The 20,628-nt window shown below is 72.6% G+C and carries 18 protein-coding genes and 1 tRNA gene; 13 read left to right on the plus strand and 6 right to left on the minus strand.

Going from position 1 to position 20,628, the window contains the following annotated elements; translation table 11 throughout:
* Positions 1–129 precede the first annotated feature (129 nt).
* The 3 genes from ACFY15_RS26120 to ACFY15_RS26130 all read right to left on the minus strand — a co-directional run bounded on the left by ACFY15_RS26120 (position 130) and on the right by ACFY15_RS26130 (position 3,678).
* A complete protein-coding gene (locus ACFY15_RS26120; RefSeq protein WP_390688475.1) occupies positions 130–429 on the minus strand; it encodes an FmdB family zinc ribbon protein in 300 nt (99 codons plus the stop codon).
* Between the two features lie 67 nt (positions 430–496).
* Positions 497–1,828: an MFS transporter gene (locus ACFY15_RS26125; RefSeq protein ID WP_390826142.1), complete on the minus strand. Its 1,332-nt coding sequence runs from the start codon at positions 1,826–1,828 to the stop codon at positions 497–499.
* 389 nt (positions 1,829–2,217) lie between these two features.
* Positions 2,218–3,678, minus strand: a complete 1,461-nt coding sequence (locus ACFY15_RS26130) for a potassium/proton antiporter (protein ID WP_390688477.1) — start codon at positions 3,676–3,678, stop codon at positions 2,218–2,220.
* 280 nt (positions 3,679–3,958) lie between these two features.
* Between ACFY15_RS26130 and ACFY15_RS26135 the strand changes: the two genes are divergently transcribed.
* Positions 3,959–6,886, plus strand: coding sequence for a penicillin acylase family protein (locus tag ACFY15_RS26135; protein WP_390826143.1), 2,928 nt, complete (start codon positions 3,959–3,961; stop codon positions 6,884–6,886).
* Positions 6,887–6,944: 58 nt separating this feature from the next.
* On the opposite strand, the gene ACFY15_RS26140 is transcribed toward ACFY15_RS26135, so the two are convergent.
* Positions 6,945–7,571 (minus strand): 5-formyltetrahydrofolate cyclo-ligase, encoded by a 627-nt coding sequence (locus ACFY15_RS26140; RefSeq protein ID WP_390688479.1) that lies wholly within the window; start codon positions 7,569–7,571, stop codon positions 6,945–6,947.
* Between the two features lie 94 nt (positions 7,572–7,665).
* On the opposite strand from ACFY15_RS26140, the gene galU reads away from it, so the two are divergent.
* The 8 genes from galU to ACFY15_RS26180 all read left to right on the plus strand — a co-directional run bounded on the left by galU (position 7,666) and on the right by ACFY15_RS26180 (position 14,574).
* Positions 7,666–8,568: a UTP--glucose-1-phosphate uridylyltransferase GalU gene (gene galU, locus ACFY15_RS26145; protein ID WP_390688480.1), complete on the plus strand. Its 903-nt coding sequence runs from the start codon at positions 7,666–7,668 to the stop codon at positions 8,566–8,568.
* A 4-nt stretch (positions 8,569–8,572) separates the two neighbouring features.
* Positions 8,573–9,916: a gephyrin-like molybdotransferase Glp gene (gene glp, locus ACFY15_RS26150; RefSeq protein WP_390688481.1), complete on the plus strand. Its 1,344-nt coding sequence runs from the start codon at positions 8,573–8,575 to the stop codon at positions 9,914–9,916.
* A gap of 164 nt (positions 9,917–10,080) precedes the next feature.
* Positions 10,081–10,560: a cyclic pyranopterin monophosphate synthase MoaC gene (gene moaC / locus ACFY15_RS26155; protein ID WP_366450871.1), complete on the plus strand. Its 480-nt coding sequence runs from the start codon at positions 10,081–10,083 to the stop codon at positions 10,558–10,560.
* A gap of 101 nt (positions 10,561–10,661) precedes the next feature.
* The gene (locus tag ACFY15_RS26160) at positions 10,662–11,153 is read left to right on the plus strand and encodes a molybdenum cofactor biosynthesis protein B (protein ID WP_390688539.1); all 492 of its coding nucleotides are present in this window, start codon (positions 10,662–10,664) and stop codon (positions 11,151–11,153) included.
* A 17-nt stretch (positions 11,154–11,170) separates the two neighbouring features.
* Positions 11,171–11,791, plus strand: a complete 621-nt coding sequence (locus ACFY15_RS26165) for a GNAT family N-acetyltransferase (protein ID WP_390688482.1) — start codon at positions 11,171–11,173, stop codon at positions 11,789–11,791.
* Between the two features lie 153 nt (positions 11,792–11,944).
* The gene (locus tag ACFY15_RS26170; protein ID WP_390688483.1) at positions 11,945–12,991 is read left to right on the plus strand and encodes a hypothetical protein; all 1,047 of its coding nucleotides are present in this window, start codon (positions 11,945–11,947) and stop codon (positions 12,989–12,991) included.
* A 128-nt stretch (positions 12,992–13,119) separates the two neighbouring features.
* Positions 13,120–13,193 (plus strand) — tRNA-Ala (locus ACFY15_RS26175).
* Positions 13,194–13,278: 85 nt separating this feature from the next.
* Positions 13,279–14,574 (plus strand): CoA transferase, encoded by a 1,296-nt coding sequence (locus ACFY15_RS26180; RefSeq protein WP_390826144.1) that lies wholly within the window; start codon positions 13,279–13,281, stop codon positions 14,572–14,574.
* 250 nt (positions 14,575–14,824) lie between these two features.
* Here the strand turns inward: ACFY15_RS26180 and ACFY15_RS26185 are convergent, their stop codons facing one another.
* A complete protein-coding gene (locus ACFY15_RS26185) occupies positions 14,825–15,334 on the minus strand; it encodes a GNAT family N-acetyltransferase (protein WP_390688485.1) in 510 nt (169 codons plus the stop codon).
* A gap of 38 nt (positions 15,335–15,372) precedes the next feature.
* On the opposite strand from ACFY15_RS26185, the gene ACFY15_RS26190 reads away from it, so the two are divergent.
* A complete protein-coding gene (locus tag ACFY15_RS26190; RefSeq protein ID WP_390688486.1) occupies positions 15,373–16,176 on the plus strand; it encodes an exodeoxyribonuclease III in 804 nt (267 codons plus the stop codon).
* Here the strand turns inward: ACFY15_RS26190 and ACFY15_RS26195 are convergent.
* On the minus strand, positions 16,158–16,946 hold the full coding sequence (locus ACFY15_RS26195) for a MerR family transcriptional regulator (protein ID WP_390826145.1): 789 nt from the start codon (positions 16,944–16,946) through the stop codon (positions 16,158–16,160). The genes ACFY15_RS26190 and ACFY15_RS26195 overlap by 19 nt on opposite strands.
* Before the next feature lie 172 nt (positions 16,947–17,118).
* Between ACFY15_RS26195 and ACFY15_RS26200 the strand changes: the two genes are divergently transcribed.
* From ACFY15_RS26200 to ACFY15_RS26210, 3 genes are read left to right on the plus strand one after another with little or no spacing between them, the layout of a single operon-like run.
* On the plus strand, positions 17,119–18,720 hold the full coding sequence (locus ACFY15_RS26200) for a flavin-containing monooxygenase (RefSeq protein ID WP_390688488.1): 1,602 nt from the start codon (positions 17,119–17,121) through the stop codon (positions 18,718–18,720).
* Positions 18,717–19,694, plus strand: coding sequence for an alpha/beta fold hydrolase (locus ACFY15_RS26205; protein ID WP_390826146.1), 978 nt, complete (start codon positions 18,717–18,719; stop codon positions 19,692–19,694). Before ACFY15_RS26200 ends, ACFY15_RS26205 begins: the two co-directional genes overlap by 4 nt.
* Positions 19,691–20,575, plus strand: a complete 885-nt coding sequence (locus ACFY15_RS26210; RefSeq protein ID WP_390688490.1) for an SDR family oxidoreductase — start codon at positions 19,691–19,693, stop codon at positions 20,573–20,575. The genes ACFY15_RS26205 and ACFY15_RS26210 overlap by 4 nt, the downstream gene beginning before the upstream one ends.
* Positions 20,576–20,628 lie beyond the last annotated feature (53 nt).

Genomic DNA, 20,628 nt, shown 5'->3' on the forward strand with positions numbered 1-20,628 from the left:
TCCTACGCCCTTGCGCCACCGTCCGCACCTTGCGGATCTCGAAGTCCATCGCACCCCTTGAGCTGGGGTGTTGCGACGACTCCTAGAACCCAAGAGGGGCTGACGGGGCCTTTCGGAAGACGTGAGAGGTCAGGCGGCCGAGCTGGAGCTGCTGCCCGTGCTCGAGGACGTCGAGGACGACGCGGCGGCCGGAGCCGAAGCGGTCGACGCCGTGGACGCGGACTTCGAGGCGGGCGTGCTGCTCGACGAGGCGCCACGGCTGTCGTTCCGGTAGAAACCGGAGCCCTTGAAGACGATGCCGACGGCGGAGAACACCTTCTTCAGGCGTCCGTCGCAGCTCGGGCACACGGTCAGCGCTTCGTCGGTGAACTTCTGCACGGCCTCAAGGCCCTCACCGCACTCGGTGCACTGGTACTGGTAGGTCGGCACGAATTTCCTCCTGGCACTCTGACTCAATGAGTGCTAACGACGCTCCATGGTGACGTATTCCGGCGGATCAGTCCACCGTTACAGGCGTGCGGTGACCGAGCCCACGCTCGGTCGCGCGCTCCCGCCCGGCCTGTTCGGCAGCGGCGGCGGCCGGCGCGGACGTGTTCACGAGGCGGCTCGGGGCCTTGGGCGCCAGCTTCCCGCGCAGCGCCACCAGGGTGGCCAGCGCGAGCGCGGTGGCGGCCAGCGGCACCAGGAAGCCGTACGAGGACCCGTGCGCGTCCGTCAGACGGCCGGCCACGATCACGGCGACGGCCTGGCCGAAGGCGACCGCACCGGTCAGCCAGGTGAAGGCCTCGGTGCGCGAGGCCGCCGGGACGAGCTGCTCGATCATCGTGTAGCCAGTGATCAGCGCGGGGGCGATGCACAGGCCGACGAGCAGGCCGACCGCGCCCATCAGGACGGCCGAGTTCACGGCCCACAGGACCGAGGCGGTGGCGGTCAGGCCGACGTAGCCCAGGATCAGGCGGCGGCGCGGGCCGATCTTCCAGGCGATGGCGCCCATGGTGATACCGGCGATCATGTTGCCGGCCGCGAAGACGCCGTACAGCAGGCCGTTGGCGCCCGGGTTGCCGATCTCGCCGGCGAAGGCGGTGAGCGACACCTGCATGCCGCCGAAGACGGCGCCGATGCCGAGGAACGCGACGATCAGGACGCGCAGGCCCGGGAACGACAGGGCCGACGCGTGCTTCTCGCCGTGGGCCGCCTGCGGGGCGGTCTTCGGCTCGGTGGCGCGCTGGGCGGCGAAGAACAGGCCGCCGAGCAGGGTCAGGGCCGCCTCGGTGGCCAGGCCGGCGGCCGGGTGGACGCCGGTGCACAGCGCGGTGGCGAGCACCGGGCCGACGACGAAGGTGAACTCGTCGGTGACGGACTCGAACGCGGCCGCCGTCGGCAGCAGCGGGGAGCCCTCCAGCTTGGCCGCCCAGCGGGTCCGGACCATGGGCCCGACCTGCGGGACGGAGGCGCCGGCCGGGACGGCGGCCAGCGCGAGCGCCCACAGGGGGGCGCCGAGGAGAGCCAGCGCGGTCAGAGCGGAGACCGCGGTGGCGTGGGCGAGGACGACCGGCACGAGGACGGCGCTCTGGCCGCGGCGGTCGGTGAGCTTGCCCATGACCGGCGCGAACAGGGCCATCGAGACGCCGGTGACGGCGGAGACGATGCCCGCGTCGCCGTAGGAGCCGGTGGCGTGCTGGACGAGCAGCAGGATGCTGATGGTCAGCATGCCGAAGGGCAGGCGGGCGGCGAAGCCGGGGAGGACGAAGGAGAGGGCGCCGGGTGTGCGCAGCAGCTGCGCGTAGCCGGGTCGGGCGGACGTGTCGGTCGTGACCGCGGATGTCACGGCCTGGCCTTTCCGCTGCCTGGTAGAACTCCCCGTCTGCGGACGGCCGGCCGCCTTGTGAGCGACCGTACCCGTACATGTGGGAGCCCCGAGAGCTGTCCTCTTGCGCAGAACCGAGTGATACCTGGGCGCCCACTGCGGGAGGGTGCCACGGCCGCTTTGCGGTCGCGCCAGCTCTGCGTCAGGCAGAGTTGGTTCGATCTGGTGTGCCTTCATCGTACAGGGGAATCCACTACCACGCCCTGTGATTACGGTGACAAGGTATGCCTTCACCTGCGATTAACTGGAACTTTGCATTCCGACCCGCAAGCCACCGGAAATGGCCGAATTGGAATGCTGCTCTAACGGGAATCCCCTGCTCAGACGGCCTTTCGGTCACCCTCCGGCACCTAGAGTGACGCTCCGCCACCCGTGCCCAGCCACCCCGCGAGCTTGCCCCCGCGCGCCACTGCCCGCAGCCGCGCCTCCGCCGCGTCTCGCACCGGATCCGTGGCGACCACCAGCAGCTCGTCCCCCCGGCGCAGCACGGTCGACGGCGCCGGCACGAAGCTCTTCGCGTCCCGGACCACCAGCGTCACCGAGGCGCCGGCCGGCAGCCGCAGCTCGCCGACCTCCACACCGTGCATCCGCGAGGCGTCCGGTATCGCGAAGGACAGCAGGTGCCCGCGCAGCTTCTCCAGCGGCGCCGACTCGATCCCCAGGTCCGCCGCGGCCTCGCCGGTCTCGCGCAGGTTCAGCTTGCGCGCCAGCCAGGGCAGGGTGGGGCCCTGCACCAGCGTGTAGACGACGACCAGCACGAAGACGATGTTGAAGACGCGGTCGCTGCCCTCGATCCCGGTCACCATCGGGATCGTCGCCAGGATGATCGGCACGGCTCCGCGCAGACCCGCCCACGACATCAGCACCTGCTCCTGCCATGCGACCCGGAACGGCAGCAGGCTGACGAACACCTCCAGTGGGCGCGCCACCATCGTCAGCACCAGTCCGATGATCACGGCGGGCCAGAAGTCGCCCGCCAGCTCGTGCGGGGTGACGAGCAGGCCCAGCAGCACGAACATGCCGATCTGCGCGATCCAGCCCAGCCCGTCCGCGAACCCCCGCGTGGCGGGCCAGTGCGGCAGCTTGGCGTTCCCCAGCACCATCGCCGCCAGGTAGACGGCGAGGAAGCCGGAGCCGTGCGCCATCGCGCCGGCGGCGTACGCGCTCACGGCGATCGCCATCACCGCGATCGGGTAGAGGCCGGAGGCGGGCAGTGCCACGTGCCGCAGCGCGTACGCCCCCAGGAAGCCCACGGCCAGGCCGATCGCGGTGCCGATGGCCAGCTCCAGCGCGATCTTGCCGACCAGCACGTACCACGCGTCCACCGGCGAGACCGTCGCGAAGGCGACCACCAGGATGACGACGGGGGCGTCGTTGAAGCCCGACTCGGCCTCCAGCACGCCGGTCACCCGCGCGGGCAGCGGGACCTTCCGCAGGACCGAGAAGACCGCCGCCGCGTCGGTCGAGGAGACGACCGCACCGATCAGCAGCGCCTGCCGCCATTCGAGTCCCACGAGGTAGTGCGCGCCGGCCGCGGTGACGCTCACGCTGATGGCGACGCCGACCAGCGACAGGACGACCGCCTGCGGCAGGGCCGGTTTGATCTCTTTCCACTTCGTGCCCAGGCCGCCCTCGGCGAGGATGACGACGAGCGCGGCGTAACCGATGACCTGGGTCAGCTCGGCGTTGTCGAATACGACGTTGCCGATGCCGTCCTGGCCTATCGCGATGCCTATGCCGAGGTAGATGAGCAGGCTGGGGAGGCCGCTGCGTGAAGAGATGCGTACCGCCGCTACCGCGACGAGCAGCACGAGCGAGCAGACCAGCAGGAGCTCATTGAGCGTGTGGACAGTCAGTGGGCGGCCCTTTCCTCAAAGCGCGCACGACGGAACGTTCCACCGGCGGCGTATTCGGCAAGTGCTTCGTTACCTTACCTAATCTTTGACGGACTCTTTACGCGATACCCACATTGTGAAACGGCAGTTCGTCCCTGTCCTACGGACCTTGACCCCTGGCGGATCAACGGAGGCGGTCCTGCGCCTATGGTTGCTCCAGCACTCCCAGGACCACCCTGCCCCTCGAAGGACAGCGATGCCCGCCAAAGAATCCGGACCTTCCGTCAAGAAGAAGGGACGACGCGCACGCCTGCTCGTGCTCGTCATGGTCCTGGCGCTCTTGGCGGTCCTCGGCTACGGCGCGTACTGGAGCGCGGACACCGTACGCGCTTCTTTCCCGCAGACCACCGGCTCCCTCAAGGTCCCCGGCCTGACCGGGACCGTCGACGTGAAGCGCGACGAGCACGGCATTCCGCAGCTCTACGCCGACCACGACGAGGACCTCTTCCGCGCGCAGGGCTTCGTGCACGCGCAGGACCGGTTCTGGGAGATGGACGTACGCCGTCACATGACCTCCGGCCGGCTGTCGGAGATGTTCGGCTCCGGCCAGGTCGAGACCGACGCCTTCCTGCGCACCCTCGGCTGGCGCCAGGTCGCGCAGGAGGAGTACGACAAGAAGCTCTCGCCCGAGACGAAGAAGTACCTCCAGGCCTACGCCGACGGGGTCAACGCGTACCTGAAGGGGAAGTCCGGCAAGGACCTCTCCGTCGAGCATGCCGCCCTCAAGATCACCGACAGCTACAAGCCCGAGAAGTGGACGCCGGTCGACTCGGTGGCCTGGCTCAAGGCGATGGCCTGGGACCTGCGCGGCAACATGCAGGACGAGATCGACCGCTCGCTGATGTCGAACAAGCTCACGCAGGCCCAGATAGACGAGCTCTACCCGGCGTACCCGTTCGACCGGAACAAGCCGATCGTCGAGGGCGGCACCGTCGCGGGCGGCAAGTACGCCCCGCAGGGCACCCCGGGCGCCACCACGGCGGGCACCGGCTCCGCGGCGGGCACCTCCGCCGGCACGACCGGTACCGGCACCACAGGCACCGGCACCACGGGCACGGGCGCAACGGGCACCGGCGGCACCACGGGCTCCACCACCGGCACCGGCTCGCAGGCCACCCCCAACGGCGGCACCAACCCCGCCACCGGCCTCGCCGACAACGCGAGCGCCCAGGGCGCGACCGTCGGCCTGCGCACGCAGCTCACCTCCCTCGCCAAGACCCTGGACGACATCCCGGCGATCCTCGGCCCCAACGGCAGCGGCATCGGCTCGAACTCCTGGGTCATCTCGGGCAAGTACACGACCACCGGCAAGCCGCTGCTCGCGAACGACCCGCACCTGTCCCCGCAGCTGCCCTCGGTCTGGTACCAGATGGGCCTGCACTGCCGCGCGGTCTCGGCCCAGTGCCAGTACGACGTCGCCGGCTTCACCTTCTCCGGCATGCCCGGCGTGGTCATCGGCCACAACGCCGACATCGCCTGGGGCATGACCAACCTCGGCGCCGACGTCACCGACCTCTACCTGGAGCAGGTCCGTCCCGAGGGCTACGTCTACGACAACAAGGTCGTCCCCTTCACCACCCGTGAAGAGGAGATCAAGGTCGCCGGGGGCGCGACCAAGAAGATCACCGTCCGCACCACGAACAACGGACCGCTGATCTCCGACCGCAGCGACGAGCTCGAGACCGTCGGCTCGCGCGCCCCCGTCCCGAGCTCGGCCCCCGACCGCGGCACCGGCTACGCCGTCGCCCTGCGCTGGACCGCCCTGGACCCCGGCAAGTCGATGGACGCGGTCTTCAAGCTCGACCGCGCCAAGGACTTCGCGAGCTTCCGGGCCGCGGCCGCGGACTTCGAGGTCCCGTCGCAGAACCTCATCTACGCCGACAACAAGGGCGCCAACGGCAACATCGGCTACCAGGCCCCGGGCCGCGTCCCGGTCCGAGGCCAGGGCGACGGCCGCATGCCGGCCCCCGGCTGGGACCCCAAGTACGCCTGGAAGGGCGGCCGCGACGGCAACGCCGGCTACATCCCGCAGAACGAGCTGCCCTGGGAGCTCAACCCGCAGCGCGGCTACATCGTCACCGCCAACCAGGCCGTCACCGAGTCCGGCACCGGCGCGGGCAAGTACCCGTACGTGCTGACCACCGACTGGGGCTACGGCGCCCGCAGCCAGCGGATCAACGACCTCATCGAGGCGAAGATCAAGGACAGCGGCAAGATCTCCACCGACGACATGCGCACCATGCAGATGGACAACAGCAGCGAGATCGCCGCGCTGCTGACCCCGATGCTGGCCAAGATCCCGGTCTCCGACCCGGACGTGCGTTCGGCGCAGAAGCTGCTGGAGGGCTGGAACTACACGCAGGAGAACGACTCGGCGGCGGCCGCGTACTTCAACGCGGTCTGGCGCAACATCCTCAAGCTGGCGTTCGGCGACAAGATGCCGAAGGAGCTGCGCGTCGAGGGCAGCTGCATGAACGTCATCGAGGAGGGCACCGGCCCGAACGACGACCTCGCCAAGACCGTCCGCGAGTGCGGCACCCGCGGCCCCGACTCCGCGCAGCCGGACGGCGGCGACCGCTGGTTCGAGGTGGTCCGCCGCCTGGTCAAGGACGAGAAGTCGCCGTGGTGGACCGCCACCCCGAAGACCGTCCACGACAAGCCCATCAAGACCCGTGACGAGCTCTTCGCCCGGGCGATGGAGGACGCGCGCTGGGAGCTGACCGCCAAGCTCGGCAAGGACCAGTCGACCTGGAGCTGGGGCCGGCTGCACCAGCTGTCGCTGAAGAACCAGACCATCGGCAAGGAGGGCCCGGCCTTCATGCAGTGGCTCCTCAACCGCGGCCCGTGGAACCTGGGCGGCGGCGAGGCCACCGTCAACGCCACCGGCTGGAACGCCTCCAGCGGGTACGACGTCACCTGGGTGCCGTCGATGCGGATGGTCGTCAACCTCAGTGACCTGGACAAGTCCCGCTGGATCAACCTGACCGGCGCCTCGGGCCACGCGTACAACGGCAACTACACGGACCAGACGACCCTGTGGGCCAAGGGTGAGCTGCTGGACTGGCCGTTTGGGAAGGCCGCCGTCGACAAGTCGACAGTGGACACCCTGACGCTCAAGCCGTGAGCGGCGCGCACGACCCGGCCCCGGCATCGCGGTCCGGACGGTGATCCGGACGCCGTGATCAGGTCGTGAAGCGCACCACCCCCGACGGGGTGGCGACCGCCTGGACGGGGTGGTCGTGCGGTTCCTCCGGGACCCGCGCGACCACCTCTTCGTCGTAGAGGAGCACCACCAGCGCCGGATGCGCGCCCGCGCGCTCCAGCCGCGCGAGCACCCGGTCGTACGAGCCCCCGCCGCGCCCGAGCCGCATCCCGCGCCGGTCCACCGCCAGCCCGGGCAGCAGCACGGCGTCCGCGCCGGTGACGGCCTGCGGGCCCAGCGGCGGGCCCGAGGGCTCCAGCAGCCGCATCCTGCCAGGGTGCGCGGCCTCGGCCAGGCTGTCCGGGCCCTCGTACGCCGCCCAGTCGAGGTCGTTGTCGGGCAGCAGCAGGGGCAGCAGCACCCGCTTGCCGGCGTCCCGCAGCGCGTCGAGCAGCTCGCGGGTGCCCGGTTCCGCGCCCACGGAGACGTACGCGGCCACCGTGCGCGCGCCGGCCAGTTCGGGCAGCGCCAGCGCGGAGCGCGCGAGCGCCCGGGCGGCGGTCCTGCGGGACTCGGGGGACAAGGTCCTCCGGGCGGCGAGGAGTTCCCGGCGCAGAGCGGTCTTCTCGGGAGGGAAGGAGAGGTTTCCGGGCAGGCTCTCTACCACAGTTCGGTCACATTTCCTTTTCTATCGGGACAGAGTTGGATCTATTTACCGGAATCTGGCCGGGTGTTCGGTACGACCCACTATGGTTCTGCCCATGACTCAGTCGCACCCCGTGATCAAGAAAGCCGTCATTCCGGCCGCGGGCCTCGGTACTCGCTTCCTCCCGGCGACCAAGGCGACGCCCAAGGAAATGCTCCCGGTCGTGGACAAGCCGGCCATTCAGTACGTGGTCGAGGAGGCCGTCTCGGCCGGGCTCGATGACGTCCTCATGATCACAGGACGTAACAAGCGGGCCCTCGAGGACCACTTCGACCGTAACTACGAGCTCGAGTCGGCCCTGACTGCGAAGGGCGACGACGACCGGCTGAAGAAGGTCCAGGAGTCCAGCGACCTCGCCACCATGCACTACGTCCGCCAGGGCGACCCGCGCGGCCTCGGCCACGCCGTCCTGTGCGCCGAGCCGCACGTAGGCGCCGAGCCCTTCGCCGTCCTCCTCGGCGACGACCTCATCGACCCGCGCGACCCCCTGCTGCGCCGGATGGTCGAGGTCCACGAGAACACCGGCGGCACCGTCATCGCCCTGATGGAGGTCGACCCCGCCAACGTCCACCTCTACGGCTGCGCCGCCGTCGAGGCGACCGGCGAGGACGACGTCGTCCGCATCACCGGCCTCGTCGAGAAGCCGGAGCCCGCCGAGGCGCCCAGCAACTACGCGGTCATCGGACGCTACGTCCTGCACCCCGCGATCTTCGGCATACTGCGGGAGACCGAGCCGGGCCGCGGTGGGGAGATCCAGCTCACCGACGCCCTGCAGAAGCTGGCCGCCGACGAGAGCGTGGGCGGCGCGGTGCACGGCGTGGTCTTCCGCGGCCGCCGCTACGACACCGGGGACCGGGGGGACTACCTGCGGGCCATCGTCCGACTCGCGTGCGAACGTGAGGACCTGGGCCCGGATTTCCGCACCTGGCTTCACCGTTACGTCACGGAGGAGATGTAGCACCTTGAGCAGCAGCGCACCGCAGGACACCCGCCGGCAGCGCCTGTGGTCGGTGGACGAGCACCTCGCGGACGTCCTCGCAGCCGTCCGGCCGCTGGAGCCCATCGAGCTCCAGCTGCTCGACGCCCAGGGCTGCGTCCTGGTCGAGGACGTCACCGTGCCCGTCGCCCTCCCGCCCTTCGACAACAGCTCCATGGACGGGTACGCCGTCCGCACGGCCGACGTCCAGGGTGCGAGCGAGGAGTTCCCCGCGGTGCTCACGGTCATCGGCGACGTCGCGGCGGGCAGCGGCGAGCTGCCTACCGTCGGCCCCGGCCAGGCCGCCCGCATCATGACCGGCGCCCCGCTGCCGCCCGGCGCGGAAGCCGTGGTACCGGTCGAGTGGACCGACGGCGGCACGGGCGGCGCCGCCGCCTCCGGGATGACCCCGGCCAGCGCCGCGCCCGAGGGCGCCGGCGGCGAGGTGCGCGTGCACCGCGCGGCCGAGGCTCGGGCGCACGTCCGCTCGCGCGGCAGCGACGTCCAGGCGGGCGACCTGGCGCTGGCCGCCGGCACCGTCCTCGGGCCGCCGCAGATCGCGCTGCTGGCGGCGATCGGCCGGGGCACCGTACGGGTGCGGCCGCGCCCGCGCGTGGTCGTCCTGTCCACCGGCAGCGAGCTGGTCCAGCCGGGTGAGGCGCTGGCCGCCGGCGCGATCTACGACTCCAACAGCTTCGCGCTGGCCGCCGCCGCCCGGGAGGCGGGCGCCATCGCCTACCGGGTCGGCGCGGTCGCCGACGACGCCGACACGCTGCGCTCGACGATCGAGGACCAGCTGATCCGGGCCGACCTGCTGGTCACCACCGGCGGGGTCAGCGTCGGCGCGTACGACGTGGTCAAGGAGGCCCTCACCGCGGCCGGCACCGGCGACGGCGACGAGCCGCAGGCCGGCGGCGTGGACTTCCGCAAGCTCGCGATGCAGCCCGGCAAGCCGCAGGGCTTCGGCACGGTCGGCCCCGACCACACCCCGCTGCTGGCGCTGCCCGGCAACCCGGTGTCCTCGTACGTCTCCTTCGAGCTGTTCGTGCGTCCCGCGATCCGTGCCCTGATGGGGCTGCCGGCGTCGCAGGTCAGCCGGGAGAGCGTGCGGGCCGTGCTGAAGGCCGACGAGCCGCTGCGCTCCCCGGCCGGCCGCCGGCAGTTCCTGCGCGGCGCGTACGACCCCGGGGCGGGCACCGTCAGCCCGGTCGGCGGATCGGGCTCGCACCTGATCGCCGCCCTGGCGCACGCCGACTCGCTGATGGTCGTACCGGAGGACGTCACCTCGGTGGAGCCCGGCACCGAGCTGGAAGTCATCCCGCTCGGGTAGCCCCCGCGTCCGCCCGGCGGTCCCGTCCGGCCGGCCGTCCCGCACGGCCGGCCGCCCTGTTCGGCCAGTGGTCCTGCCCGGCTGGGGACCGCCCGGTGCGGGTAGCGTGTTGCACCACACAGGCCCCGGCGTTTCGGGGCCCGGAGCGGGAGCGGCACGTAGACATGAGTACGCAGAGCAGGCTGACGCACATCGACGAGGCCGGCGCGGCCCGGATGGTCGACGTATCGACAAAGGACGTCACCACCCGCACGGCGCGCGCCAGCGGCCGCGTCCTGGTCTCGTCCCGGGTGATCGAACTGCTGCGCGGCGAGGGTGTGCCGAAGGGCGACGCCCTCGCCACCGCGCGGATCGCCGGGATCATGGGGGCCAAGAAGACCCCCGACCTGATCCCGCTCTGCCACCCGCTGGCGGTCTCCGGGGTGAAGGTGGACCTGGAGGTCGCCGACGACGCCGTGGAGATCCGCGCCACCGTCAAGACCACCGACCGCACCGGCGTGGAGATGGAGGCGCTGACCGCGGTCGCCGTCGCCGGGCTCACCGTGATCGACATGGTGAAGGCCGTCGACAAGGGCGCGGTCATCACCGACGTGCGCGTGGAGGAGAAGACGGGCGGCAAGTCCGGCGACTGGACCCGCTCGTGACGCCCCCGCGCGGCGGCGAGGTCCACAGCCACGTGCGGGCCGACGCCGACGGGGCCCGGGAAGCCGCCCCGCCCGCCGCCGGCAAGCACGCCCCCCGGGGCCTGGTGGTCACCGCCTCCAACCGTGCCTCGCAGGGCGTGTACGCCGACAAGGGCGGCCCGCTGCTGGCCGAGGCGCTGGAGCGGCTCGGCTTCGCGGTGGACGGCCCGCGCGTGGTCCCGGACGGGGACCCCGTCGAGCAGGCGCTGCGCGAGGGGGTGGCCGCCGGGTACGACGTCATCCTGACCACCGGCGGCACCGGCGTCTCGCCGACCGACCGGACCCCGGACGCGACCGCCCGCGTGCTCGACTACGAGATCCCGGGCATCCCGCAGGCCATCCGCGCCGAGGGTCTCGCCAAGGTGCCGACCGCCGCCCTGTCGCGGGGCCTGGCCGGCGTGGCGGGCCGCACGCTGATCGTGAACCTGCCCGGTTCCACAGGCGGCGTGCGCGACGGCCTCGCCGTCCTGTCGCGGATCCTGCCGCACGCCGTCGACCAGCTCCGGGGCGGCGACCACCCCAGACCGGACGCGGCATCCGGGAGCCCGAGCTGAACGGCCCGTCCTGGCCGGTGGTGCTGGCGGACGGCGACGTCACCCTGCGGCCGATAAAACTGCGCGACCAGCGCGCCTGGCGCGAGGTCAACCGGCGCAACCGCGACTGGCTGCGGCCTTGGGAGGCCACGATCCCGCCGCCGGCGCCGTGGGGGCCGGTGATCCACCGGCCGACGTACCGGCAGATGGTCCGCCACCTGCGGGCCGAGGCGAACGCGGGCCGGATGCTGCCCTTCGTCATCGAGTACCAGGGGCGGCTGGTCGGCCAGCTGACGGTCGCCGGGATCACCTGGGGCTCGATGTGCGCCGCCCACGTGGGCTACTGGGTGGACCGCGACGTGGCGGGCCGCGGGGTGATGCCGACGGCGCTCGCGCTCGCCGTGGACCACTGCTTTTTGAAGGTCGGGCTGCACCGCATCGAGGTCTGCATCCGCCCGGAGAACGGCCCCAGCCGCCGGGTCGTGGAGAAGCTGGGCTTCCGCGAGGAGGGGCTGCGGCCGCGCTATCTGCACATCGACGGGGCGTGGCGCGACCACCTGGTCTTCGCGCTCACCGCGGAGGAGGTTCCGGAGGGGCTGCTGCGCCGCTGGAACCGGGTGCGCAAGAAGGAAAGCCCGCCGCCCGCGACAGCCCCGTAAGCAGGTAATCGCAAAAGCGTTCGAATTAATGGTCGATTCGCCCATAACCTGATCCGAAGAATCACAAAAAAAGTCGGTGATATCAGCCGGATCGTGCGACACACCGGCCCAATTGGCTGATCCGGTCGGCCGCGCCCCTCTACGGTGTGGGGTGTGAGCAGCAGCGGCCTCATCTACGCAGTCATCGTGGGGGCCTGGGCCGCCTACTTGGTGCCCATGTGGCTCCGGAGGCAGGACGAGCTGAACGAAGCGCGTCCGACGGAACGCTTCTCCACGGCCATCCGGCTGCTTTCCGGCCGGGCGGGAATGGAGCGGCGTTACGCCAAGGGGCTGCGTGAGCGCGGTGAAGTCCAGGCGGAGCCCCAGCCCCACGCGGACCCGGACGCGGCGACGGAAACGGTGAATTCCGTGGACGCCGACGCCCGGGCCCTCGGCGTGTCCCCGACCAGGGCCGAGCCGAGATCCGTCGAGGTCGAGCGGGTCGAGAGGGTCCGCCGCCAGCAGCGCCTCCAGGTCCTCGCGCGCCGCCGGCGCACCACGGCCCTGCTCTTCCTCGCCTTCAGCGGCGGCGCGATCGCCGCCGCGGTCGGCGGGCTGCGATACCTGTGGGCGCCGGCCGTGCCGGCGCTGCTGCTGAGCGCCTACATCGTGCACCTGCGGGTCCAGGAGCGGCGGCGCTACGAGTTCACGATGGACCGCCGCCGCGCCGAGGCGGCCGCCCGCGCCCTGCGCGAGAGCCGCTCCCGCCACCGCCACCGCGACCGCGACCGCGCCACCGAGCCCGCCGGCGCCGCCGAACCGGACCCCGCGCCGCCGGTGTCCCCGCAGGAGGCCGGGCGCCGCGCGCTCGTCGAGCAGACCGACCACGCCGAATGGGTCGACCAGCAGCGCGAGCGCGAGCGCGGCCCGGCGCGCGGCGACAGCTGGGAGCCCGTACCGGTCCCGCTGCCGACGTACGTGACGGCCCCCGTCGCACCGCGCGCCACGGGCCCGGTCAACCCGGACGGCTGGAGCGCGACCCGCTCCAGCGCCGCCGAGCCGACCAACCCGCGCCTGCGCGCCCAGCCGGGCCCGGCCCCCGCGAAGCCGGACCCCCAGCCCCAGCCGTCCGCCCCGCGCCCGCGCGGCCGCGACGCCGGGCGCACCCCGCTCTTCGACCAGTACGAGAGCGACGAGCGGCCGCGCGCCGCGAACGAGTGACGGGGACGCCGTCCGGCGGGTGACCTGCGCCGACCCCCGCCGGACGCCTCCCGCGGCGGCCGCCGGCCGCCTCCGGGAACGCGTTTTGGAGCAGCGGCGCGGGGATGCTAATGTTTCATACGTCGCAAGGGCCTGTGGCGCAGTCTGGTAGCGCACCTCGTTCGCATCGAGGGGGTCTGGGGTTCAAATCCCCACAGGTCCACAGACGATGAAGGTCCCGTCCGATCGTAAGATCGGGCGGGACCTTTGTGTTTTCCCTGAAGAACCGTCACGCCACACTGGGGCGCATGACGAGCCAGGACGGCGCTACGGCGCAAGCGTGGAAAGCACTCGGCGGGGCTGACGAGCTCGCCGGGCGGGTGGCCTACCGGGGGCCGAGCGGCCTGGAGGGGCCGCTGCCGGTGCGGGAGTTGGCGCGGGCCACCGTCGGGGTGTGCGCACTCGCGGCGGCCGAGCTGGCCGCCGTAAGGGCCGGAGGGACGGCGCTGGACGCGGATCCCGTGGTCGTGGACGAGGGGGCCGTGGCGACGGCGTTCGTCAGCGAGCGGCATCTGCGGGTGGACGGCCGGGCGCCGGTGAGTTTCGCCCCGCTGTCGGGGTTCTGGCGGGCGGCCGACGGGTGGGTGCGCACCCACGCCAACTATCCCCATCACGAGGCGGCCCTCCTCCGGGCCCTCGGCGTGCATGCGACCCCGGAGGCGGTGCGCGGGGCGCTCGCGCGGCTGGGCGCCGTGGAGGCCCAGGAGCGCGTGTACGGGGAGGGCGGGCTGGCGGTCGCGGTGGCGCCCCCGTACGGGGAGCCGCAGCCACTGGTGGAGTGGACACCGGGGGACCTGCGCGAGCCGGTGGCGGGGAAGGCGGGGCTCCCGGCCTCCGGGGTGCGGGTGCTGGACCTGACGCGGGTGATCGCCGGCCCCGTGGCCACCCGCACGCTCGGCGTGCTCGGGGCGGACGTGCTGCGGATCGACGCGCCGGGGCTGCCGGAGTCGGACGACGCGCACGCGGACACCGGCTTCGGGAAGCGGTCCGCGCTCCTGGACCTCGCGCGGCCGGAGGACCGGGCGGTGCTGGAGGGGCTGCTCGACGGCGCCGACGTGGTGGTCACCGGCTACCGGCCCGGGGCGCTGGAGCGGTACGGGCTGGGCGGGCCCGAGCTGCTGGAGCGGCGTCCGTGGCTGGTGGTGGCGGAGCTGTGCGCGTGGGGCCGGCGCGGGCCGTGGGCCGGGCGGCGGGGGTTCGACTCGCTGGTGCAGGCCGGCTACGGGATCGCGGCGCGGTGTGCCGGGGAGGACGGCGTTCCGGGGGTGCTGCCGGCGCAGGCCCTGGACCACGGGACGGGCTACCTGGTGGCGGCGGGCGTCCTCAGGGCCCTGGCGGGCGGGACCGGGGGGCTGCTGCGGTACTCCCTCGCGGGGACCGCGTCATGGCTGGTGCGGGAGGTCCCCGGGTACGAGGCCGGGCCGTGGCTGCGGGAGGCGAAGTCGGGGTACGGGGCGCTGCGCCACGCCGCCAGTCCCTTCGGGGAGTGGGAGCGGGGGCCGTCGCGGTGGGGGTCCGACCGGGCGGTGTGGCTCGGCCGGTAGGAGGCCGGTGCGGCTGCGCGGGGCGGCTCCGCGGACTGGTGCCGCGCGGCGGTCCCGTTCGGCGGCGGCCGCGCGCGATGCGGTGGGTGGCGGCTGCGGGGCAGCCGCCGCATGCGGCGGTCGTGCGCTCCGCTCGTCCTCTCCGGCCGCCGCTTCGGCCGCGCGGGGAGCCTTGGAACGGGGGAACGGGGGAACGGGGCGGGCGTGGGAGCGGCTGTGCGGCGGCGGCCCGGCAGGGGCTGCGGGCGGGTCAGGCCGGGGTGCCCGGCGACGGGAGGAGCTTGGCCATGCACAGGCTCGACTCGTAGTCGCGGTAGTAGCCGAACTTCTCCGACGGCGCGTACCCCGACGAGAGGTACAGCGCGATCGCCTCGGGCTGCTGGTCGCCCGTCTCCAGGACCATCCGGGTGCGTCCGGCCGCCGTCGCGTCGGCCTCCAGCTCCGCCAGGATGCGGCGGGCCAGGCCCTTCCCGCGGGCGTCCGGGATCACGTACATGCGCTTGATCTCGGCGTCGCCGTCCGCGTAGCCCTCGTCGTTGTGGTCCTGGGCGCGCCAGCCGCCGCTCGCCACCGGGGTGTCCGCGGCGTCGTAGGCGAGCAGGTAGAGCCCGGCCGGCGGGACGAACATCGCCGGGTCGAGGAAGGTGGCGTCGCCCTCGCCGTCGTAGCGCGCCTGGTATTCGAGCTGGACCTGGGCGTCGAGTTTCAGCGCGTCCGGGTGGTCGTACGGTACGGAGCGCAGGTGTATCCCGTGAGACATCAGAACATCGTACGGAAGGCTGCGGTTATGGTGCTGGGATGCTCACCGTGACCACCGTGAATGTGAATGGGATCCGCGCCGCCGCCAGGAAGGGGTTCGTGGAGTGGCTCGCCGGATCCGACGCCGACGTCGTGTGCCTGCAGGAGGTACGGGCTGAGGAGGGGCAGATTCCGGTGGAGGCGCGGGAGCCCGGGGGCTGGCACACGGTGTTCGCGCCGGCCGCCGCGAAGGGCCGGGCCGGCGTCGCCCTGTATACGCGCAAGTCACCTGAACGGGTACAGGTGGGCTTCGGAAGTGACGAGTTCGACACGAGCGGGCGGTACATCGAGGTCGACCTGCCCGGGGTCACCGTGGCGAGCCTGTACCTGCCATCCGGCGAGGCCGGGACGGAGAAGCAGGAGGAGAAGTACCGCTTCATGGCGGAGTTCCGCACCTACCTCCAGGGGCTGAAGGTGCGGGCCGCTGCCGACGGCCGCGAGGTCGTGGTGTGCGGGGACTGGAACATCTGCCACCAGGAGGCCGACCTCAAGAACTGGAAGACCAACCGGAAGAGCGCCGGCTTCCTGCCCGAGGAGCGGGAGTGGCTCGGGAAGGTGTACTCGGAGGCCGGGTACGTGGACGTCGTGCGCGTGCTGCACCCCGACACGGCGGGCCCGTACTCCTGGTGGTCCTACCGCGGACGGGCCTTCGACAACGACGCCGGCTGGCGCATCGACCTCCAGGTCGCGACGCCGGGGCTGGCCGCCAGGGCCGTCAAGGCCTTCGTGGAGCGGGCCGAGACGCACCCGGAGCGGTGGTCCGACCACGCGCCGGTGACCGTGGTCTACGAGCTCGGAGCCTGAGGTTCACGGGGCGCACGGGCGGGCTCGGGCGCCCCGGGCGTCTCGGCTGGCACGGGTGCCTCGGCCGGCACGGGCGTCCGGGCCGGTGCGGGGCCGCGCCGCTGGTGCAGGCGGTCCATGGCCATCGTGAGCTCGGCCTCGACCACGCTCTTGGCCAGCGGGCGCAGCCGGCTGACGTCCTCCTCCCCGAGGTGGGCGGAGATCAGCTCGGTGAACAGCTCCGCCAGCGCGTCCGCGTGCACGCGCACCCGGCGGCCCGTCTCCAGCACCGCCGCGAGCGGTACGCCCTCGCGGACCAAGGCCGAGGAGACGTCCAGCAGGCGCCGGCTGACGTGCACGATCTCCTCGCCGTCGGTGGCGAGGTAGCCGAGATCGAGGGAGGCCGCCAGGTTCTCCGGGGTGACCTCGCCCTCGAAGTAGTCGGCCAGGGCCTCGGGCGAGAGCCGGACCGGGGTCTCCTCCGACCAGCCGATCCCGAGCAGCTCGCCGAGCTGGCCGACGTCGCGGCCCTTCTCGAAGGCGGCGGTCAGCTCCGCGATGCCGCCGAGGGTGTGGCCGCGCTCCAGCAGGGCGGCGATGGTGCGCAGCCGGGCCAGGTGCTGGTCGTCGTACCAGGCGATCCGCCCCTCGCGGCGGGGCGGCGGGAGCAGCCTGCGCTCACGGTAGAAACGCAGGGTGCGCACCGGGATGCCGGCGGCCTCCGCCAGCTCCTGGGTCCGGTACTCGCGCTTCACGGCCGCCTCCGCCTCCCACGTCCCCCGTGTCTCCACACGCGCAGCCTAGGGCGTACCCGCAGTAACTTTCCGGGCGCGACCCCTACCCATGGGTACGGAGCTGCTCTACCCTCCCGATTGTGCCAGTGATTGCTGGCAGTGTTGTGATGGGCGTGACGGCGTGTCCCGGCGTGGCCGGGACGGACTGCGGAAGCGGGAGGCGGCGGGCATGAGCGGCATGGGCGGGCACGGGCGCGAGCACGTACGGGTGGCGGTGATCGGGTCCGGGTTCGGCGGGCTCGGCGCGGCCGTACGACTGAGGCGCGAGGGGATCACCGACTTCGTCGTCCTCGAACGGGCCGACTCCGTCGGCGGCACCTGGCGCGACAACAGCTACCCCGGATGCGCGTGCGACGTCCCCTCGCACCTGTACTCCTTCTCCTTCGCGCCCAACCCCGACTGGCCGCGCACCTTCTCCGGGCAGCCTGCCATCCGCGCCTACCTCGAACACGTCACCGACACCTTCGGGCTGCGCCCGCACATCCGCTTCGGGCACGAGGTCCTGATGATGCGCTGGGACACCGAGGAGCTGCGGTGGGAGATCGACACCTCGGCGGGCGCCTTCACCGCCGACGTCGTGGTGTCGGCGACCGGCCCGCTGTCCGACCCGAAGATGCCGGAGATCCCGGGGCTGGACGGCTTCCCCGGCAAGGTGTTCCACTCCGCCCGCTGGGACCACGACTACGACCTGAGCGGCAAGCGCGTCGCGGTGATCGGTACGGGCGCCTCCGCGATCCAGATCGTGCCCGCCATCGCCCCGAAGACGGCACGCCTGACCCTCTTCCAGCGCACCCCGCCGTGGGTCATGCCGCGCACCGACCGGGCCATCAGCTCCCTCGAACGCCGCCTGCACCGCCAGCTGCCCTTCACCCAGGCCGCCCGGCGCGGGCTGCTGTGGGGGATCCGGGAGCTCCAGGTCAGCGCCTTCACCAAACGGCCCAACCAGCTCGGCCTCATCGAATCGCTGGCCAAGGCCAATATGGCGCGCTCCATCAAGGACCCGGCGCTGCGCGCCAAGCTGACGCCGTCGTACCGGATCGGCTGCAAGCGGATCCTGCTCTCCAGCGAGTACTACCCGGCGCTCGCCCGGCCCGACGTGGACCTCGTCGCATCCGGGCTGAAGGAGGTCAGGGGCTCGGTCCTCGTCGCCGCCGACGGGACCGAGACCGAGGTGGACGCGATCGTCTTCGGCACCGGATTCCACGTCACCGACATGCCGATCGCCGACCGCGTGGTCGGCGCGGACGGGCAGACCCTCGCGGACTCCTGGAAGGACGGGATGCAGGCGTTGCGCGGGGCGACCGCCGCCGGCTTCCCCAACTGGATGACGATCATCGGGCCGAACACCGGCCTCGGAAACAGCTCGATGATCCTGATGATCGAGTCCCAGCTGAACTACATGGCGGACTACCTGCGCCAGCTCTCCCTGCTCGGCGACGGAAGCCGCGGGGGGCGCACCGCGCTCGCCGCCCGCCCCTCCGCCGTCAACCAGTGGAACCGGCGCGTGCAGGCGCGCATGGAGCGGACGGTGTGGAACACCGGCGGCTGCACCAGCTGGTACCTGGACGCACAGGGCCGCAACACCACGGTCTGGCCGGGTACGACGGGTGAGTTCCGGCGCGCCACGTTGACGGTCGACCTGGCCGAGTACGAGGTCGTACGGGTCCGCGAGAGCGGTGCCGGGCGGCTCCCGGCCCCCGTCGGCGCGTCCGCCGCTGCCGCGTCCGCCGCTGCCGCCGACGCGGCCCTCGCCGACGAGGGCGCGGCGTGAGCCGCCCGCCGCACGTCACCGCCGGGCGCTACGCCCCGCCGGCCGCCGGCCGCGAACTGGTCGCCGTCTCCGCAGACGGCTCCCGGCTGCACGTCGAGGTGCACGGGCCAGAAGGGGCGCCCGCCGTGGTCCTCTCCCACGGATGGACCTGCTCCACCGCCTTCTGGGCCGCCCAGATACGGGCACTGGCCCGCGACCACCGGGTCGTCGCCTACGACCAGCGCGGCCACGGACGCAGCCCGGCCGCCGCCGCGTACAGCACCACCGCCCTCGCCGACGACCTGGTCGCCGTACTGGAGGCCGCCCTCGCCCCCGGCGAGCGGGCCGTCGTCGCCGGGCACTCCATGGGCGGCATGACCGTGATGGCCGCCGCGGGCCGCCCCCGGTTCGCCGAGCACGCCGCGGCCGCCCTGCTGTGCAGCACCGGCAGCGCGCGGCTGGTCGCCGAGGCGACCGTGCTGCCGATGCGCCCCGGGCGCGCCCGGACCCGTCTGACCCGTGGGCTGCTGGGTTCGCCCGCCCCGCTCGGGCCCGTCACCCCTGCCACGCGGGCGGTGCTCAAGTACGCGACCATGGGCCCGGGATCCGCGCCCGACCGGGTGGAGGCCTGCGCCCGGATCGTGCACGCCTGCCCCGCCGCGGTGCGCCGCGCCTGGTCGCACGTCCTGGCCGGCCTCGACCTGGACGACGGGCTCGCGCGGCTGACGGTGCCCACCGCCGTCATCGTGGGCCGCGACGACCGGCTGACCCCCGTCGTGCACGCCCGCGGGCTCGCTGCCGCGCTGCCGAACTGCGTGGGGCTGACCGAACTCACCGGAATGGGGCACATGACCCCCGTCGAAGCACCCGAAGCGGTGACTTCCGCCGTGCGCGAGTTGACGTCCCGGTACCTGACGGCGGCGCCCACCATGACCACGACCACGAGCACCCCGACCTCGACCTCGACCTCGACCGAGAAGGAGACGACGCCATGAGCGCTCGCAGGAGTCTGGAAGGCCAGGTCGCCGTCGTCACCGGCGCCGCCCGCGGGGTCGGCGAGCTGCTCGCCCGCAAGCTGTCCGCGCGCGGCGCGAAGGTCGCCCTGGTCGGCCTGGAGCCGGAGGTGCTCAAGGAGGTCTCCGAGCGGCTGCACACCGACAGCGACCACTGGTACGCCGACGTCACCGACCACGAGGCGATGGCCCGGGTCGCGCAGGAGGTCAAGCAGCGTTTCGGCAAGGTGGACATCGTCGTCGCCAACGCCGGCGTCGCCTCCGGCGGCCCGTTCGCCGACTCCGACCCGGAGGCGTGGCGGCGGGTGATCGAGGTCAACCTGATCGGCGGAGCCGTCACCGCCCGCGCGTTCCTGCCCGTCCTCATGGAGAGCCGCGGCTACTTCCTCCAGATCGCCTCGCTCGCCGCGATCACCCCCGCGCCGATGATGACGGCGTACTGCGCCTCCAAGTCCGGGGTCGAGGCCTTCGCGCACTGCCTGCGCGCCGAGGTCGGCTACAAGGGCGTCAAGGTCGGCGTCGGCTACCTCTCCTGGACCGACACCGACATGGTGCGCGGCGCCGACCAGCACGACGTGATGCGTGAACTGCGCGGGCGCCTGCCCTGGCCGGCGAACCGGACCTACCCGCTCGGCCCGGCCGTGGACCGGATCGTCGCCGGCATCGAGCGGCGTTCGGCGCACGTGTACGCGCAGTGGTGGCTGCGCGGGATGCAGGGCGTCCGCGGATACCTGCCGGCGGTCATCGCGGCGGGCGGGCAGCGCGAGATGAAGCGGTTCGAGCCCCGGCTGGCGAGCGTGCCCAAGGGGCTGGTGGGTGCGGGCGGGGCGGCCGACGAACAGGAGCGCGCCCAGAGCCGCTGATCAAAATGCGGCTTTTGCTCCCCCATGTCAGTCTGGTCGAGCCCGACCACCAA

Source organism: Streptomyces sp. NPDC001373, assembly GCF_042895815.1.
GTDB lineage: Bacteria > Actinomycetota > Actinomycetes > Streptomycetales > Streptomycetaceae > Streptomyces.